The organism is Niabella terrae (assembly GCF_054783135.1).
The window spans coordinates 124,461-142,875 of the sequence record NZ_BAAGRD010000005.1; the positions used below are offsets into that span (position 1 = coordinate 124,461).

Here is an 18,415-nt window from a genome sequence, read left to right on the forward strand (position 1 = left end):
TGAATTTCCGGTTCAAATTAATTTTCAGCGTCTGATATATGCAGGGTTCCGGTAGGGATCATTGTACCACATCGCATCAATTTCCCGGACAAAATTTTCTATGTCCCGGTCAAAAGATTCCCTGAGATTAAAATCCTGTTTCAGGTTCCCGCCATAGAAAAAGGCAACTGTCTGATAGACCCGCGCATTCAGCCCCCCTTTAAATTCCTTCAGTATTTCATAACAGTTGTTACCGGTCTGCCGGTTGATCAGTTTCATAAGGACTTTGCCCTGGTAGACCGAGAGGTTGGTCAGGGGGTCAGCAAACTGTTTTTTGAGTTCCTTCTCCTTACTTTTAATCACGGATTTTCGGTCCTTTTTTTTATCCATGCCCGCAATCTGCTGGTTGATATCATTAATCGTTCTGCCGGCGATCCGCGCATAGGGATAGCAAACATAGACCGCATTGCGCAAACGGTTATATTCCCTTTTTACTTTTTCGAGTTTTGCAGGCGGCAGTTTGGAAATCCAGATATTTTCCTCTTCCTTATATGGCAGCATTTTAAAGGAATTAAAATCGGTGCCGTACCAGATCGCACCTACCTTGGTCAGATCCCGGGGACCCCAGTCTTTCATGATTTCTTCCATCGAGGGGCGGGGCGGGATACGCAGGCTGTCAGCCGGTCCGTTGAACTGCGCATAACAGTAACCCTTTACAGTTAATGTTATGGCCACAACAATCGTATATTTCCAAAGGGACTTCAACCTCACAAAGTTAATGGCAATACGCAAATAAATGCCGAAGCGTAACAGTCGGAATGGTAAGAAATTCTTAATTATTTGTGTTCGATCTGGTATTTATCCGCTAAGGGCTCCGAGAACGGCAGCAGTCAATGCCCCGATCGCGGTACAGCTAAAATTCACGAGATTATTACCCATCAGCCCTTTTCGCTCCCAGAATGCGCCTAACAGGGAATCCGTCAGGTTGCCCAGACAGCCGGCCAGACCTATTATCCAAAAATGGGCAGTCCAGCCGTAAAAAGCACTGTACAGGCCGGCGATCAACAGGCTGCCGGCCAGTCCAGCCAGACTGCCTTCAATGCTTACCACCCCGTTGGCGCCCCGTTGCCCCTTCCTTAAATTCCGCAGATCCAGGAATTTACGACCATAAATATTCCCCAGTTCGGAGGACAGGCTGTCACTGCATGCAGCTGCAAGCGCCCCACCGATCCATAAAGGGGCATCAATACCTGGCGGGGGTAACAGGGTCGCAATAAGTCCCAGGGCGCCAGCCAGTCCGCCGTTGGCCAGCACCTGCCCCGCATGGCGCCGGCCGGTGGGACCTTCTGCCAGTCCCCGATTCTGTTTATCCTGCCATTTCCAGGCTGTAGCCAGCACGCCGCAGGCAAAAAACGCAGCCAATAATACCAGTCCGGCGGCTCCGGCACCCAGGTAGATGCCACCGGCAATTAAAAAGCCCATCAGGGCACCTGCAGGACTCAGTTTGCCCAGCCCACAGGCCGCGACTGCGGCTGCGAGTGTCAGTATCAGCAGCATCCATTCGTTCCAGGACATAGCCGCAAGATAGGAATTGTGTTCGCTCCTTGCCGGAATCGGTAAGAAATTAAGATAAGGGGCTGATCCTGTGACCGGAATTTGTTTTTCCACATCGGTTCCGGACAGACTGTGTATAAAAGCCGATACGCCAACCAATACATCGTTATATATTCGCCCTTGGATTTAAAATGATGTAAAGTGAGATTAAAAAGTTTAGAGATAAAGGGTTTTAAAAGCTTTGCCGATAAAACCATCGTGAATTTTGATGATAATATTACCGGGATCGTCGGTCCCAACGGCTGTGGTAAATCCAATATTGTGGACAGTATCCGCTGGGTAATCGGTGAACAGCGGATCAGCAACCTGCGGAGTGAGAATCTGGACAGCCTGGTTTTCAACGGCTCCAAAACCCGTTCCGCGAGTGGTCTGGCGGAAGTGAGTCTGACCTTCGAGAATACCCGTAACCTGCTGCCAACGGAGTTTAGTACGGTGCGTATTACCCGGAAATTCTATAAAAGCGGTGAAAGTGAATACCGGCTCAATGACGTGCAATGCCGGCTCAAAGACATCCAGAACCTCTTTATGGACACAGGCGTCAGTACGGATTCCTATGCGATTATTGCCCTGGATATGGTCGATGACCTGATCCGTGACAAGGAAAACAGCCGCCGCAAAATGCTGGAACAGGCCGCAGGTATCTCCATATATAAAACCCGGAAAAAAGAAGCCAAACAGAAACTGGACGCCACAGAGCAGGACCTGAATCGGATTGAAGACCTGCTTTTCGAAATCAATAATCAGTTGAAAGCCCTGGAAAATCAGGCAAAAAAAGCGGAGAAGTACCATCAGATCAAGCAGGAGTACCGTGAAATCAGTATCGAACTGGCCAAGGCCGCCCTGGAAGGGTTCAATCTGACTTATAAAGACCTGACTGATCAGCAGGAAGCGGAAACCGATAGGGTGGTGCAGCTGGAAGCCGCCGTCGCCGGAGCCGAGGCAGCTATCGAAGGAGAGAAATTGGAATTCGTGGAAAAAGAAAGAACCCTGCAAAGCATGCAACATGCTTTTAATGAACTTGAGCAACAGGTTCGTACCAGGGAAGGAGAGAAAAATCTGGCGGTACAACGCCTCCAGTACCTTAAGGAAAAAGGCACCGGCTTACAGGATTTTCTGGATAAATCCGACGCCCAGCTGAAAGGAATTGAAGAGAGCATTGAATTCACCTCCCGTCAGGTGGAAGAAGAGGAAAATATTTATCAGAGTCTGAACGGCCAACTGGAAGAACTCAAACTGGAAGCCGATGAGCGCCGCGGAGTTCTCGACAGCAAACGCAATACCCTGGACGAACTCAGGCTCGAGAATCAGCAGGTACAAAGACGACAGTTCGAAGTTGAGAAAAAGGTTGCTGTGGCGGATACTTCCATCCAGAACCTGCAACGCACCATTCAGCAGATCGAACAGGAATCCGAACAGCGCAATGCCAGCTATCAGCAACTGGAGTCACAGCGCAATGAACAACAGCAGGCCCTTGCCCTGCAACAACAATCCCTGGAACAATTGCAGGCCCATAATGCCCAAACCAAGGAACAGATCCTGCAGACCCAGGAACAGCTCGATCAGCTACGCAATGAAATGGCTGATGAGAGCCGAAAACTGGATGCCAAAAAGAATGAACATGACCTGCTCAAGAGCATGATTGACTCCATGGAGGGGTATCCGGACAGCGTTAAATTTTTGCATCAGAATCAGGACTGGGGCTATGAAGCACCCATCCTCTCCGATATAATATATGTGAAGGAGGAATACCGTACGGCCCTGGAAAACGTACTGGAACCCTACCTGAACTATTATGTGGTGGAAGACCTTCGGCAGGGCCTCCAGGCAGTCCACCTGCTGGATCAACACAAGAAAGGAAAAGCCAATTTCTTCCTCCTCGACAAAATTGATCCGGCAGCTGTATCGACCAGTGATCATCAGTTGGAGAACGCCACCCCCGCCTTAAGCGTGGTGGAAATAGAACCGCGGTACAGCAAGCTTGCCCGCCAGCTGCTCAGCAATGTATACATTGCAGAGGGTGAGCAGGCACTTAATCACAGCAACGGATTTACCGTAATTGAAAAAAATGGTAAATACGTGAAAGGGAAATACATGCTGACTGGTGGTAGTGTGGGCCTCATCGAAGGCAAGAAGATCGGCCGTGCGAAGAACCTGGAAAAACTCCAGGAGGATATTGCCGCTCAGGACCATGTGGTGCAGGAACTACGCCAGCAGATCCAGGCCCGACATAACGAAGTTATCGCCTTTAATGAGGACCTCAGGGAAAATGCGATCAAGGAGACCGAGAAGGAAATCCAGGTACTGACCAACCAGGTCTTTTCTCTGGAAAATAAGCTGGAAAACATACAAGGGCAGCAGGCTGCGTCCCGCAACCGCCTGGAAGATCTTAACCAGCAGTTGCAACAGACCCTGAATGATGTCGAAGGTTCCCGCAAGGAACTCGGGGAACTCAATACGGTATTACAGGAGCATGCCGACAGGCTGGCCGATGCGGAGCAGACCTATAAGTCAGCACAGGGCGCCCATGAAGAAGCACTGGGCTACTTCAACGAATTCAACCTGAATGTGACCCGGCAGCAGAGCAAAGTACAGGCCCTGAAACAGGAACTGAACTTTAAAAGCAACCAACTCGGTGAATTGCAAAGGCAGGTCAGCCAGAGCAGGGAGCAGCTTTCACATACCGAAGCGGATATCAGCACCAATGAAGCCGCGCTTGAACAAACGGAACAAAGCCTGCTGCAACTGATGCAGACAAGGGAAACCGATAAAAAAGTACTGGACGAAGCCGACCAGTCCTATTATAACCTGCGCAACCAGCTCAGCGAAAAGGAAAGCGCTTTGCGGCAGAAGACCAAAGAGAAAGAACAGGCGGAACATTTACTGGCAGCCATCAAAGACAAACTCAATGAGTTGAAACTGCAGCTGGCCGGTACCCGGGAACGTCTGAATGTTGAATTTAAAATTCAAATTGAAGATATCCTGGATGAGCAACGTAGCTCAGAGACGACTGTAGACGAATTGCAGGAAAAAGCCGACCGGCTGAAAAAGCGACTGGAGAACCTCGGGGAAGTCAATCCCACGGCCATTGAAGCTTTTACAGAGATGAAGAAGCGTTATGAATTCATCGTGGAACAGAAGAATGATCTGGTCAATGCCAAGGAGAGCCTGATGAAAACCATTGAAGAAGTGGAAGCCACGGCCAATCAGAAATTCCTGGATACGTTTAATCAGGTGCGGGAGAATTTCCAGAAAGTATTCAAATCCCTGTTCACCGACGATGACCAGTGCGATCTGGTACTGGAAAAACCGGACAATCTGGCGGAGACGGGTATCGATGTCATGGCCAGACCCAAGGGCAAGCGTCCTACTTCACTTACCCAACTCAGCGGGGGTGAAAGAACCCTCACGGCCACTGCCCTGCTTTTTGCCATCTACCTCATCAAGCCAGCGCCCTTCTGTATCCTGGATGAAGTGGACGCACCGCTGGATGATGCCAATGTGAGTAAATTCACCAATATGATTCGCCAGTTCAGCGATAATTCCCAGTTCATCATAGTGACGCATAATAAGACCACCATGAGTACGGTAGATGTTATCTATGGTGTCACCATGCAGGAACCCGGTGTCAGCAAGCTGGTGAGCGTAGACTTCAGAAGCCTGGCAGCAGCAGGATAACCTAATGGTATTGACAGTTCTGTTCGCAGCAGCACAGGTTGCCCCGTCAGCCCCACAGGCCGGGGCGCCTGACTATTGGTCCGGTTTCTACCGCACCAGTCATATTGATCGGATGGCTGTGCTTCAAAAAACTGTAGGGCTTTTCCGCAGCTCATCCTGACCCTTCTCCTGATTTGAAAAGAAAATGTCGTTGTCATTCACTCTTTTCGGCTTTAGGTGGCGTTGGACTGCCCCTTAAAACTGCCGGAGAAATCAGCTAAATCATCAAAATAGCGGGGAATTTGACAGAAACCTCATTAATTTGTAACAGCAAAACGATACGCGATTATGAATCTACCCCCATGTCGATCATCATTAGTAATACTATTTCTACTGCTCTGTGGCAATCTCCTGAATGCACAAACGCGACCGCAACTTACCGCTGCTGATTACGACCGCGCCTTAAGCAAAATGAGCAATAAGTTCAATGAACTGTTGCAACAATCAGCCGTTCGGGCAGACTGGATAGCCGGTGGTTTATTGCAATACAGGAAGCCTGGGGATCAAATGTTTACAATTTACGATCCGCGTACCCGGAAAACCAGTCAGGCCGCTAAAGCTGCGGCTGTCTATCAGCCCCGGCGTTATAACCGCGTCGCCGCCCAGGTGATCGCACCGGATGGTAAAAAAGCCGCCTTTGTCCGGGATTGGAATCTCTGGGTGAAAGATCTGGAATCCGGTACTGAAAAGCAACTCACTTATGATGGCATCCCCGATTTTGGTTATGCCACTGATAATGCCGGCTGGACCCATTCTGACAACGCCGTCCTGCTCTGGTCGCCGGACAGCCGACAGCTGGCGACTTTTCAACAGGACCAGCGCCATGTGAAGGATATGTACCTGGTTCGAACAAAAGTGGGCGCGCCTGAGCTGGAATCCTGGAAATATCCACTGCCGGGTGATTCCGCAGTTATCAAAATACACCGGGTCATCGTTAATGTTGAAACCGGGAATATCCTGCGGCTGAAAATGAATCCGGATGAACACCGGGGTACCCTAAGCGATGATATATCCAGTTCCGGTGCATTTGATGACAACCAATGGAGCAGTGACAGCAGGCAGCTGGCTTTTGTTTCCGTCAGCCGGGATCATAAAATCAGTACTTTTCGTGTGGCAGATGCCAGTACCGGCGTCGTCCGTACTGTATTTGAGGAAAAAGTCGCGACCCAGTACGAGTCCGGTCAGGGTGCCATCAACTGGCGCTTCTTACCGGAAAGCCGGGAAGTCATCTGGTACTCCGAGCGGGATAACTGGGGGCATCTGTACCTGTATGATCTGACCACCGGTCAACTGCGCCATCAGATCACCAAGGGCAATTTCGTGGTGACCAAACTGATGAAGCTGGATGCCGCCAAAAAGCGGCTGGTATTTGAAGCCAGGGGTCGGGAACAGGGTGAGAATCCCTATAACCGACATTACTACCGCATCGATTTCAGTGGTGACAACCTGATCGCCCTTACACCGGAAGCCGGCGATCACAGTATCCGGTTCTCGGCAGACAGCAGTTTTTTTATTGACAAATATTCTACGCCGGTAACGGCGCCTGTCACCCATGTCCGTGACCTGAATGGTCGCAGCATCCTCGATTTGGGTCAGGCAGACCTGGAGCCACTGCAGCAGGAAGGCTGGGTCGCACCGAAACCGTTCACAGTAAAATCTGCCAATGGTGAATTTGATCTGTATGGACTGATGTATCAGCCGGAACAGCTGGATGTACAAAAAAAGTATCCTGTGGTGGTGTATATTTATCCCGGACCGCAGGGTGGCAGTGTAGGCAATTGGTCCTTTTCTGCCCTGTCGGGCGATTTTCAGGCCCTGGCTGAACTGGGTTTTATCGTCGTGCGGCTGGAAGGTAGTTGCAATCCCAACCGTTCCAAATCCTTTCATGATGCCTGTTATGGAGATATGGCGGTGAATACCCTGCCTGATCAGATCGCTGGGTTAAAACAATTGTCAGCGAAATTTGGCTATCTGGATCTCGATCGGGTGGGGATTTGGGGCCACAGTGGTGGCGGATTTGCAACAGCTGCCGCTTTGCTGCGTTATCCCGATTTTTTCAAAGTTGGTGTTGCTCAGTCGGGTAACCATGACAACCGGAACTATGAGGACGACTGGGGCGAACGGTATATCGGTCTGCTCCAGGGCGACAATTATAAACGTCAGGCCAATCAGGAATATGCCGGCAACCTGAAAGGCAAACTCCTGATTGCGCACGGGGGTATGGACAGTAATGTACCGCCTTACGGCGCCTACCTGCTGGTAGACGCATTGATCAAAGCCAATAAGGATTTTGACCTGCTGATCTTCCCGAATGCGCGTCATGGGTATGGGGCTGATAATAATTATATGATGCGTCGGCGTTGGGATTACTTCGTGCGCTACCTGAAAGGAGCAGAACCTCCGGAAAACTATAAAATCGGCGGACGCTGAGCATGCGCCGGTTGATTAACACCATGAACGGGGGTGCCTAGTGTTTTTTAGCACCCATATGTCGGTGGGATTTCCAGCGTTTCATGGCGTCTCCATCGATCTGGAAGCCCATATCCAGACTCAACCGGCGGTTGGTAAAGGGAGCGGCGACCATGTCAGTAAATGCATTTTCGTAATCCTGTTCCACCAGCCCGTGATAATAGCTGATGCTGTGTTGTAACCGGATACCGTCGGCAATACGCACCGTCATGCCCAGGGAAGCTGTGGCACCTGCATCCACCTTATTATCCAGTGCTTTTCTGGTTTTTTGCCCGACAAAGAAGCCATCTTCATTTTCGGTGAATGTTTTACCCCCCACCAGAAAACCTATGGCGCCACCGGCACCAATAAAACCCCGGACCTTACTGGCCGGATCGCAAAAGTAGAAACGGGCGAACAGCGGAACCCGGATATAGTTCATCCTTTGTTCGAACCTGGAATCCTCATCCCCTGCCTCGTTTTTAAAGCTCACACCTTCTGTACTGAAGAAAGTTCCCAGTCCCAGAGATACCGTGGGATTAAAATTATATACGGCACTGCGGCCTATGGCGAAGGAGGGATGAAATTGGTATTTCAGGTCCTCATTGACCCGGTTGCCAACTGTCCAGCTGTGACCGAAAGAAACCTGATCTCCGATAGACCAGCCCTGCGCCTGCAGGTTTATGGTACCGCTCAACAGCAGCATTAGCGGAAGGATAATTTTGTACATTACTATATTTTTTAAGGTTTTTAATGATTCGGTGTCGAAAATGGTCGGGTCTGTAATTTCTAAGATGCCTGCAGCAACCTGTAAAAAATCTGTCCGGGCTGTAATTCCAGGTGCTGGTCAAAAGCCGGCAATACCCGAGGGAAAGCCTTTGCCGGGCCTTTATGATATACCGGCAAAACCATGCCAGATTAGCAGCAATGGGGAATTGTCAGCTGCTGCGCCCGGACCCGATCCCGCCTGAGAACCAAAACGAAGGGGTTGATGAATGAACGACCGGTAGACAGATTCTTTGCCTGCTCGCAATCATTCATTAATTTAGCGCACTTAAAATTGAAAGAAAGTTTATGATCAATATAGCGTTTCCAGATGGTGCCAGCAAAGCATTTGAACCCGGTGTGACCGCGCTGGATATTGCCAAATCGATATCGGAGGGTTTGGCGCGTAAAGTAATAGCCGCAAAAGTCAATGGTGAAGTATGGGACGCGACGCGGCCGATTCATACCGATGCCAGTTTGATTTTACTCACCTGGGATGATCTCGACGGTAAGAAAACCTTCTGGCATTCTTCTGCCCACCTGATGGCTGAGGCAGTAGAAGCGGCGTTCCCCGGTGTTAAATTCTGGGTAGGTCCCGCGCTGGATAGTGGCGGATTTTACTATGATATGGATCTGGGCGACCGGAAATTGTCCGAAGACGATCTGGCCGGTCTTGAAAAGAAGATGGCGGAACTGGCCAAAACCAACAGTCCTTATATCCGAAAGGAAATGCCCAAGTCAGAAGCAGTGGCCTATTTTACCGAGAAAGGGGATCAATACAAACTGGACCTGCTCGGTAATCTTACTGACGGAGAAATAACTTTTTACAGTCAGGGTAATTTTACCGACCTGTGCCGGGGACCGCATATTCCCAATACGGGTCTTATCAAAGCCATCAAACTTACCAGTGTGGCAGGTGCCTACTGGAAAGGGGATGAGAAAAATAAACAATTGACCCGGGTATACGGTATCAGTTTTCCCGCACAGAAAGACCTGACCGCCTATCTGGAGATGATGGAAGAGGCCCGCAAACGGGACCACCGGAAACTGGGTAAGGAACTGGGCATTTATACCATGGACGATGATGTCGGTCAGGGGCTGCCGCTCTGGATGCCCAATGGTACCATAATTATAGAGGAACTGGAACGTCTGGCAAAGGAAACTGAGGATGCAGCCGGTTATAAGCGGGTGGTTACCCCGCATATCGCCAAAGAGAGTATGTACCTGACCAGTGGTCACCTGCCCTATTACCAGGACAGCATGTATCCGCCGATGGAAGTGGACGGTCAGAAATATTACCTGCGATCAATGAACTGTCCACACCACCATAAGATTTTTGCGGCGGAACCCAGGAGCTACCGGGAACTGCCCCTGCGGCTGGCGGAATACGGTACCTGTTACCGTTATGAACAGAGTGGTGAATTATTCGGACTAATGCGGGTACGTTGTCTGCACATGAATGATGCCCATATCTATTGCACGGCCGATCAGTTTTACGACGAGTTCCGCGCGGTGAATGAAATGTACCTGAAGTATTTCAGTATTTTCGGTATTGAAAAATACGTAATGCGGCTTTCGCTGCACAATCCGGAGAAGCTGGGTCAGAAATATGTAGATGAGCCGGAACTCTGGCTCCAGACTGAAAAAATGGTTCGCGACGTATTGGTCAGGACCAATACCCCATTTGTGGAAGTACAGGATGAGGCTGCGTTCTACGGACCAAAAATTGATGTGCAGATATGGAGTGCGATCGGAAGGGAATTCACATTGGCGACCAACCAGGTGGACTTTGCCCAGGGCCGGCGGTTTAAGCTGGAATTTACCACAGCCGATAACAGTACGGACACACCCCTGATCATCCACCGGGCGCCGCTGGGGACCCATGAACGCTTTATCGGCTTCCTGCTGGAACATTATGCCGGCAAATTCCCGGCCTGGCTGGCCCCGGTACAGGTAAAAATCCTGCCGATCAGCGACAAGTTTCTGCCCTACGGCAAAGAAATTTTACAAGAACTCCGACGCAGCGGCATTCGCGCCGAACTGGATGACCGAAATGAAAAGATCGGTAAAAAAATACGCGATACCGAACTGCATAAAGTGCCTTATATGCTGGTTTTGGGTGAAAAGGAAATGAATGAAACAGCTGTTTCCGTCCGCCGCCAGGGGAAAGGTGACCTGGGCATGAAGGCCGTATCGGCCTTTATCAGCGAGTTACTGGAAGAAATCCGGAGCAAGCAGAGCCTGTAACCTCGAAGCCTAACAGCAAGGGCCGGATCCGGGTGCCCGGGCCGGCAGGGAAGCCTGGATGCTGCGGGCCGGTTCCGCATGTCTCTACCGCCGTTTGAGCAACTCCGAATCGCCCTGCTGCGATAAAAAATTCTATCCGGGACGCAATTTTATGTTTTAAACACCGTCTAAAAGGATTATTCCGAGAAACTTGCCTTATCAGAAATTTTACGGGAATCCGCCCGGAAAATGCAACAATTACTATTGAGCGTTGTTGTTGTAGTTTTCTTTTAGCCGGATTTGTGGACAATGGGGAAGAAAAAAATAGGGTAACTTTTATGATCTTTTTATTGAAAAGCCTCCGAAATAGTAAGCGCCTGCAACCTTGGATCGCATTGCTGTTCTTTATTGTTTTTACCATACCGCTCCGGGCCCAGCAAGCCGATACGGTTTTGACGGATGCCAATCTGCCCTTGCTCATTGATTATGCCCTGGATCATCAGCCTGCTGTCCGGCAATCGGTCATCAATGAGGAAATTACCGGGTTGCAGATCAGGAACAAACTGGCCGACTGGTATCCCCAGGTTAATTTCGGCTATAATTACCAACGTAATTTTCAATTGCCGGTCAGCGTTATTGGTGGTAACCAGATTCAGGCGGGACTGTATAACACGTCCTCCCTGCAGCTTACTGCTTCGCAGCAGATCTTCAACCGGGACGCCCTCCTGGCTTCGAGAACCCGGGACGACGTGGAACTGATGGCCCGCAAGCAGACCGAAACCACCCAAATCGACCTGATTGCGGAAGTTTCAAAAGCCTATTATGACCTGCTGGCGACCCAGCAGCAACAAAATATCAATCAGGCAAATATTCTGATGCTGGAACGCAGTCTTAAAGACGCCCGCGCGCGATACGATGTGGGTGTGGCTGATAAGACCGATTACCAACGGGCCACCATCGCATGGAACAATGCCCGGGCTTCGGCCACCGGACTGGAACAGGCGCTGCTTGCAAAGATTACCCGCTTGCGCAGCATGATCAACTATCCGGAATCCTTGGATTTTAGTGTAAAGTCTGACAGTGCACTGCTCGAACAGGAGATATTCCTGGATACCCTGCAGCAACCGGCTTATGCCCAAAGGGTCGAATACCAGTTGCTGACCGCCCAACAGCGTTTGCAGCAGGCCAATATCAAGTACGAAAAATGGAGTTATATCCCTTCGGTTTCGGCCAATGCAGCTTATCTGCGCAATTTTATGAACGACGACTTTGGTAAATTATACAACCAGGGTTTCCCCAATTCCTATGCGGGCCTGACACTGGGTTTCCCTATTTTCCAGGGCGGCAAAAGAAAAAACAATATCCACATTGCGGAACGGCAACTAGCCCTGACTGAACTGGACCTGGTCAATTTTAAGAATCAGGTCAGCAGTGAATACGCCACAGCGCTGGCTGCCTATAAATCAAGTATGGTACAGTACCAGACCCTGAAAGAAAATATGGAGCTGGCGGCAGAAGTACAACGCATCATTGCCTTACAGTACCGGGAAGGCGTGAAAACCTACCTGGAACTGATTACCGCGCAGACCGATCTGACGGCTGCCCGGATCAGTTATTACAATGCCGTCTATAACCTGTTGAGCAGCAAGATTGATGTCATGAAAGCCAATGGCGAAATTCACGCGGAATAATATTTTTGAGCATACGAAATCATATATGAAGCATTTTTATACCTACAGCATTATACTGGCAGCGCTGATTGGCTGCAAGGATCAGCAACAGCAGGGGCCACCCGCCAATGCACCGGTTCCGGTAACGACCCTGAAAGTAATGGAATTGGGCGCCAATTATTATGACGAATATCCCGGCGTGCTGGTTCCACTGAACCAGTCTGAGATCCGTGCCCAGGTTACCGGCTATATTACCGGCATACATTTCCGGGATGGGGACAAGGTAGCCAAGGGTCAGAAACTCTATTCCATTGATCAGCAGACCTATCAGGCCAATTATGAATCTGCGCTCGCCAATGTGGCGGTGCAGGAGACCAATCTGGAAAAAGCCCGCAGGGATGCCGAACGTTATCATGCTCTGGATCAGCAGGATGCCATAGCCAAGCAACAGGTGGACTATGCGGATGCGGCCCTTGAAGCGGCTAAAAAGCAGGTGGCTGCTGCCCGCGCCTCCGCACAGGCGGTTAAAGCCAATGTGCGTTTTGCCACCATCTATGCACCTTTTTCGGGTACCATTGGCATTTCTCAGGTACGAAACGGTACTTCGGTCATTGCCGGTTCAACCGTTCTTAATACGATTTCTACCGATGATCCCATGGCAGCGGATTTTACGGTCGATCAGGCTGAGGTCTATCGTTTCAGCAAATTACAGCAGCAAAAAAACCTGGTGGATTCCACATTCGCTTTGGTCTTTGGATCAGAAGTGTATCCGCGCTATGGCCGCCTGCAACTTATTGACCGGGCGGTAGATCCCCAGACTGGGTCAATTAAGGTGAGGCTGGTATTTCCCAATCCGCAACATCTACTAAAAGCTGGAATGAGTGCATCGGTACGGGTGCTGGATCTGACCCCTTCACGTGCCGTAATTATTCCGCATAAAGCCGTCACGGAGCAGTTGGGTGAATTTTTTGTCTACCTGGTAGAGCAAGGCAATAAAGTGACCCAGCGTAAAGTAGCACTGGGGCGCATTATCGGCGCCAACGTGGTCGTAGATTCCGGACTCAGCGCCGGCGATGTTATCGTAACGCAGGGTGTACAGAACCTCAAGGAAGGTTCGGCCATTACGGCAGATACGGCTAAGGCCGCTGTTCGGCCTGCGGCAAAATAGTCCTGCATGCGAGAAAAAGTGGCGCCTGTCTGTCAGCAGGGGCGTCCTTAGCATAAGTCTTAATAACAGCTGATTTTCCTTCGGCTGTCTGATAAAATAAAAATTAATGATCGCAGACGTTTTTATAAAGAGGCCGGTAACCGCAATTGTGGTTTCGATTGTGATTGTACTGGTAGGAATCATTTCGCTGATTAACCTGCCAGTCGCCCAGTACCCGGATATTTCGCCTCCCACCGTATCGGTTTCAGGAAACTATACGGGTGCCGATGCCCAGACGGTGGAACAGACGACCACCACTGCTATTGAAACCCAGATTAATGGTACACCAGGAATGACCTATATGACCAGTAACAGTACGAGTAGTGGTCAGAGCAGTATTACGGTAAATTTTGAAGTGGGGACCGATATCAATATCGCCACACTGGATGTGCAGAACCGTACCAGCGTGGCCGAGCCGACACTGCCGGATGTGCTGAAAAGGCTGGGTCTGACAGTGCGCAAGCGTAATCCCAGTATCATGATGGTACTGGCTTTTTATTCTCCGAAAGAAACCCATGATCCCACATTTATCGGCAACTATGTCAATATATATGTCAAGGATGCCCTCTTAAGGGTTAAGGGAGTGGGGGATGTATTTTCCCGTGCAGATGACTTCAGTATGCGGGTCTGGCTGAATCCGGAGAAAATGGCCGCCATGGGGGTAACACCTGCTGAAGTAAATGCGGCGCTGCAGGAGCAGAACCTGCAGGTGGCGGCGGGTACGATCGGTGGCAATCCCCAGAGCGAGGCCCAGACTTTCGAGTATAATGTACTGACCAACAGCCGGATCAATACCCCTGATCAGTTCGAAAATATCGTGGTACGCAGCCGGCCTGTGGATGGCAGCCTGGTCTACCTGAAAGACATCGCCCGGGTAGAACTGGGAAAATTCGACTATAGCGGTAATTCCTTTGTGGATGGGCAGCCCGCTTCCTTCCTGCTGATCTATCAGGCACCTGGTGCCAATGCCCTGGAAACTTATAACGGTGTGATGAAGGCATTGGAAGAGCTGCGGCCTTCCTTTCCTAAGGATGTGGATTTCAAGATCCCCAGCGAATCGGCGACGGTCGTGAAAGTTTCCATCAATGAAGTGGTGCATACCCTGCTCGAAGCCCTGGTATTGGTGGTATTGGTTGTTTTTATATTCCTGCAGAGCTGGCGGGCTACATTGATTCCGATACTGGCGATACCGGTGTCGCTGATTGGCACATTTATCTTTTTCAGCCTTATGGGCTTCACGATCAATACACTGACCCTGTTTGCCTTCGTGCTGGCGATCGGAATCGTGGTGGATGATGCCATTGTGGTGGTGGAAGCCATCCAGCATAATATTGATGCCCTTAAAATGTCACCCAAGGAAGCCACTGTAAAAGCAATGAAGGAAATTTCTGCCCCGGTAATCGCGATTGCACTGATTCTGGCGGCGGTATTCGTGCCGGTAGGCTTTATTCCGGGTATCGTGGGACGGCTCTACCAGCAGTTTGCGATTACCATTGCGATTTCTGTATTGTTATCCGCCTTTGTGGCCCTTTCCCTGACGCCCGCGCTGAGCATGATGTTGCTCCGACCTACCAAGGAAGATGTGAAAAAAATGAACTGGCTGGAACGTTTTTTCAACCGGTTTAATAACTGGTTCAACCGCCTTTCTATTGGTTATACCAGGAGTGTAGGGGCCTGGATCCGCCGGACACCCTATGTGCTGGTCATGATGGTGGTACTGTTTATCGGCCTGATTTTCCTGTTCAAGACCAAACCCACCGGATTTATTCCCACCGAGGATGAAGGAAGGTTATTTGTGACCTACGAAATGCCCGAAGCCACCAGTACGACCCGAAATATTACCATGATCAGAGAAATCATGAGAAGACTGGACGCCATACCCGAGGTGAGTAGTGTTGGTGGGATTGCCGGCCTGAATATCATTAGTTTCAGTAACAAGTCCAATGTGGGCACCATGTTCGTCCGTTTAACGCCCTGGGAAGAGCGTACCGGCAAAGGCCAGGACGCCCAGTCAGTGATCGGAAAAATTATGGCGGCTACCCAGGATCTGAAGGAAGCCCGGGTAATACCAATTGCCCCGCCTGCGATTCCGGGCCTGGGCGCGACGGCAGGTTTTTCCTTCCAGTTGCAGCAGAAAGGGACTACGGACGATATCAAGCAGTTCGAGGTGGTGGCCAATAAATTCCTGGGTACGGTCAACGCCCAACCTGCTGTAGGCAGGGCCTACACGTTCTTTAATGCCCGCACACCCAGTTATCAGATTGATGTGGATAAGGAACAGGCCAAGCGGATGGGCGTGAGTGTCAGCGAAGTGTATACGACTTTATCCAATTTTCTGGGTAGTAGCTATGTCAATGATTTTAATCTCTATGGCCGGAATTTCCGGGTCATGACGCAGGCGGAAAGTACTTTTCGGGGATCATTGGATGACCTTAAAGACTATTATGTCCGCAATAGTATTGGTGGGATGGTGCCACTCCGGAACCTGATCACGGCTCGGGTAGTCGAGGCGCCTGCAGTAATTTCACATTACAATGGATATCGATCGATCGATATTAACGGCACCCCTGCCGACGGCTTCAGTAGTGGTCAGGCAATTGATGCCCTGCGGGATGCCGCCAAATCCCTTCCAGCTGGATACGGCTATGAATTCTCAGGGATGAGTCGGGAAGAAATTGCCGCCGGCGGACAGCAGGCGATCATCTTTGCCATTTCCATCATTTTTGTTTTCCTGTTTCTGGCTGCACTCTATGAAAGCTGGAGTATTCCGTTCTCCGTACTGCTCGCGGTGCCGATCGGTGCATTTGGATCGATACTCACACTTACCCTGTTGCCCAAGCTGTCGAATAATATTTATGCCCAGATTGGCTTAATTACCCTGATCGGACTGGCTGCTAAAAATGCCATCCTGATTGTGGAATTTGCCAAAGAAAGGGTGGACCGGGGCGTGGACATTATACAGGCTACCTTGCAGGCCGTCCGGCTGCGTCTGCGGCCGATCATTATGACTTCCCTGGCCTTTATTCTGGGCGTGGTACCGCTGATGATTGCATCGGGTGCGGCTTCGGTAAGCCGTCGGACCATCGGCTGGACCGTGTTCGGTGGCATGCTGGCCGCTACTTCACTGGCCATATTTGTCGTGCCTGTCCTTTATGTGTTGATTACAAAGATCAGTATGGGACGAAAAGCCAAGAAGACCGCTGCCGATCAATAGGCCAATGAAGCAGCACTAAGGCCGATTTCGTTCCGGTTTCTGCCTTTTCAACCGTAAAAATCTGTCAACCGGCTCCGTAAAATAAAATTGCGGGACTGGTTTTAATTCTTAATCTTTGTGAAAATTTGTTCACATACCACCCGTAGGGTATTATCAAAAAAAGCAAATGACTTCTATACGGGTAAGAAGTAACCGAATTAAATTTAAATGAGCGTACCACAAAAACCTACTTTTAACCGCCCCTCAGGTCCCGGAGGACCCTACAGACCGGGTGGACGTAAACCAAAAGGAAATTTCAGGGGTCGTTTTCCTCAAAAAGAAGCAGAACACCGCATTAACCATTTTATCCGCGTACCACAAGTAAGACTGGTAGGCGATAATGTGGAACCTGGAATCTATGCGACCCAGGAAGCACTGAAGATGGCGCAAGGCAAAGAGTTGGATCTGGTGGAAATTTCCCCCACGGCTGATCCTCCCGTTTGTAAAATCATCGACTACAATAAATTCCTGTACGATAAGAAGAAAAAGGAAAAGGAAATAAAGGCGAAAAGCAAAGCGACGGAAATCAAGGAAATCAGGTTTACACCGAATACGGATGATCATGATTTTGATTTCAAGGCCAAGCATGCCGAAGGCTTCCTCAAAGACGGCAATAAGGTGAAAGCCTATGTGCAGTTTAAAGGAAGGGCGATTCAGTTTCAGGACCGCGGGCAGTTATTGCTGCTGAAATTTGCCGAAAGACTGGCAGAATTCGGAACCCTGGAGAATATGCCCAAACTGGAAGGCAGAAGAATGCTGGCAATGATTGCACCGAAAGCCGCTACCAAGAAGAAATAGGACTTCCTAAAACGGACTATAATGGATATTGCATTACTGCAATGTCCATTTTTTGTTCCAGACCTTTGCGGTTACTTGATTTTCCGGCTGTCTTTCCAGACCTGTTTCCCGTTTTTGAGTTCGTCGAAAATACCGGGACAGCGTCCGTCTCCACTGCCGCTAATGCCGCCGTCCGGATGGCAAATGATATTACAATCGCTGTCGTATAGGGTGCCAAAAGCATCACAACAAAAAGGAGGTTCGTAAAATACGGTAGCCCCCCGGTATTCATATTGCCAGATGCTGGCGGGCGGATTACGAACCGGTTCATTTTTCAGGGTTTCAATCCGTTTCAGGATACAATCCGGCAATTGGCCTATAGCGGTAGCATGTTTATCACAGGATGGAAGCAGGAAAGCACTACAGATGACCAACAAATATATCGTCTTCATTTTGAGTGTTTTATATAATGTGGTTTCCCCAAGCCCGAAATGCTTGAAAATTGGCCAGCCTTCGGGTTTGCAACTGATATGGGCCAAGGGAGGATTTTAACTGCATCTAATGCACCAAAAACGTACCAGTCTTAGCTGGTCCTTCCTTTAGAACGCAATTTTTGAGTCTAACGCAACAATGCATTTCATTCCAGGGACAAAAAAATCCCCGCGGATGGCGGGGACAGAAAATATAGATCTTTTTAACTCAGATGATATCCATTGCTTTTACAAAAAAAGTGGTCACAAAAGGCAGGATCAGGGTCAGCCA

At 49.8% G+C, this 18,415-nt stretch carries 11 protein-coding genes; 7 read left to right on the forward strand and 4 right to left on the reverse strand.

Features of this window, described 5'->3' with window-relative positions:
• Nucleotides 1-24: 24 nt before the first annotated feature.
• Both ACYVI9_RS06485 and ACYVI9_RS06490 read right to left on the reverse strand, forming a co-directional pair.
• Nucleotides 25-744, reverse strand: a complete 720-nt coding sequence (locus ACYVI9_RS06485; RefSeq protein ID WP_460762247.1) for a DUF4294 domain-containing protein — start codon at nt 742-744, stop codon at nt 25-27.
• Between the two features lie 93 nt (nt 745-837).
• On the reverse strand, nt 838-1,554 hold the full coding sequence (locus ACYVI9_RS06490; RefSeq protein ID WP_460762250.1) for a DUF92 domain-containing protein: 717 nt from the start codon (nt 1,552-1,554) through the stop codon (nt 838-840).
• A gap of 180 nt (nt 1,555-1,734) precedes the next feature.
• Here ACYVI9_RS06490 and smc point away from each other — a divergent pair, with 180 nt between their 5' ends.
• Nucleotides 1,735-5,268, forward strand: coding sequence for a chromosome segregation protein SMC (gene smc, locus ACYVI9_RS06495; protein ID WP_460762252.1), 3,534 nt, complete (start codon nt 1,735-1,737; stop codon nt 5,266-5,268).
• Nucleotides 5,269-5,595: 327 nt separating this feature from the next.
• Complete coding sequence (locus ACYVI9_RS06500) at nt 5,596-7,737, forward strand: S9 family peptidase (RefSeq protein WP_460762255.1); 2,142 nt, start codon at nt 5,596-5,598, stop codon at nt 7,735-7,737.
• Nucleotides 7,738-7,774: 37 nt separating this feature from the next.
• Here ACYVI9_RS06500 and ACYVI9_RS06505 read toward each other — a convergent pair whose 3' ends face one another.
• Entirely contained in the window at nt 7,775-8,485 is a 711-nt protein-coding gene (locus ACYVI9_RS06505; protein ID WP_460762257.1) for an outer membrane beta-barrel protein, read from the reverse strand.
• 344 nt (nt 8,486-8,829) lie between these two features.
• Between ACYVI9_RS06505 and thrS the strand changes: the two genes are divergently transcribed.
• The 5 genes from thrS (at nt 8,830) to infC (ending at nt 17,674) form a co-directional block, all read left to right on the forward strand.
• Nucleotides 8,830-10,767, forward strand: a complete 1,938-nt coding sequence (gene thrS / locus ACYVI9_RS06510; protein WP_460762259.1) for a threonine--tRNA ligase — start codon at nt 8,830-8,832, stop codon at nt 10,765-10,767.
• A gap of 317 nt (nt 10,768-11,084) precedes the next feature.
• On the forward strand, nt 11,085-12,437 hold the full coding sequence (locus tag ACYVI9_RS06515) for a TolC family protein (protein WP_460762262.1): 1,353 nt from the start codon (nt 11,085-11,087) through the stop codon (nt 12,435-12,437).
• 25 nt (nt 12,438-12,462) lie between these two features.
• Nucleotides 12,463-13,584, forward strand: a complete 1,122-nt coding sequence (locus ACYVI9_RS06520; protein ID WP_460762264.1) for an efflux RND transporter periplasmic adaptor subunit — start codon at nt 12,463-12,465, stop codon at nt 13,582-13,584.
• Nucleotides 13,585-13,690: 106 nt separating this feature from the next.
• The gene (locus ACYVI9_RS06525; RefSeq protein ID WP_460762267.1) at nt 13,691-16,837 is read left to right on the forward strand and encodes an efflux RND transporter permease subunit; all 3,147 of its coding nucleotides are present in this window, start codon (nt 13,691-13,693) and stop codon (nt 16,835-16,837) included.
• A gap of 207 nt (nt 16,838-17,044) precedes the next feature.
• Entirely contained in the window at nt 17,045-17,674 is a 630-nt protein-coding gene (infC, locus tag ACYVI9_RS06530; protein WP_460762270.1) for a translation initiation factor IF-3, read from the forward strand.
• 71 nt (nt 17,675-17,745) lie between these two features.
• On the opposite strand, the gene ACYVI9_RS06535 is transcribed toward infC, so the two are convergent.
• A complete protein-coding gene (locus ACYVI9_RS06535) occupies nt 17,746-18,105 on the reverse strand; it encodes a DUF6970 domain-containing protein (RefSeq protein ID WP_460762273.1) in 360 nt (119 codons plus the stop codon).
• Between the last annotated feature and the right edge of the window lie 310 nt (nt 18,106-18,415).

Excerpts from the sequence above, each read along its gene's own strand:
- ACYVI9_RS06490 (WP_460762250.1), bottom strand. The coding sequence starts at position 1,554 with ATGTCCTGGAACGAATGGATGCTGCTGATACTGACACTCGCAGCCGCA.
- ACYVI9_RS06500 (WP_460762255.1), top strand. The coding sequence starts at position 5,596 with ATGAATCTACCCCCATGTCGATCATCATTAGTAATACTATTTCTACTG.
- ACYVI9_RS06505 (WP_460762257.1), bottom strand. The coding sequence starts at position 8,485 with ATGTACAAAATTATCCTTCCGCTAATGCTGCTGTTGAGCGGTACCATA.
- thrS (WP_460762259.1), top strand. The coding sequence starts at position 8,830 with ATGATCAATATAGCGTTTCCAGATGGTGCCAGCAAAGCATTTGAACCC.
- ACYVI9_RS06515 (WP_460762262.1), top strand. The coding sequence starts at position 11,085 with ATGATCTTTTTATTGAAAAGCCTCCGAAATAGTAAGCGCCTGCAACCT.
- ACYVI9_RS06520 (WP_460762264.1), top strand. The coding sequence starts at position 12,463 with ATGAAGCATTTTTATACCTACAGCATTATACTGGCAGCGCTGATTGGC.
- ACYVI9_RS06525 (WP_460762267.1), top strand. The coding sequence starts at position 13,691 with ATGATCGCAGACGTTTTTATAAAGAGGCCGGTAACCGCAATTGTGGTT.
- infC (WP_460762270.1), top strand. The coding sequence starts at position 17,045 with ATGAGCGTACCACAAAAACCTACTTTTAACCGCCCCTCAGGTCCCGGA.
- ACYVI9_RS06535 (WP_460762273.1), bottom strand. The coding sequence starts at position 18,105 with ATGAAGACGATATATTTGTTGGTCATCTGTAGTGCTTTCCTGCTTCCA.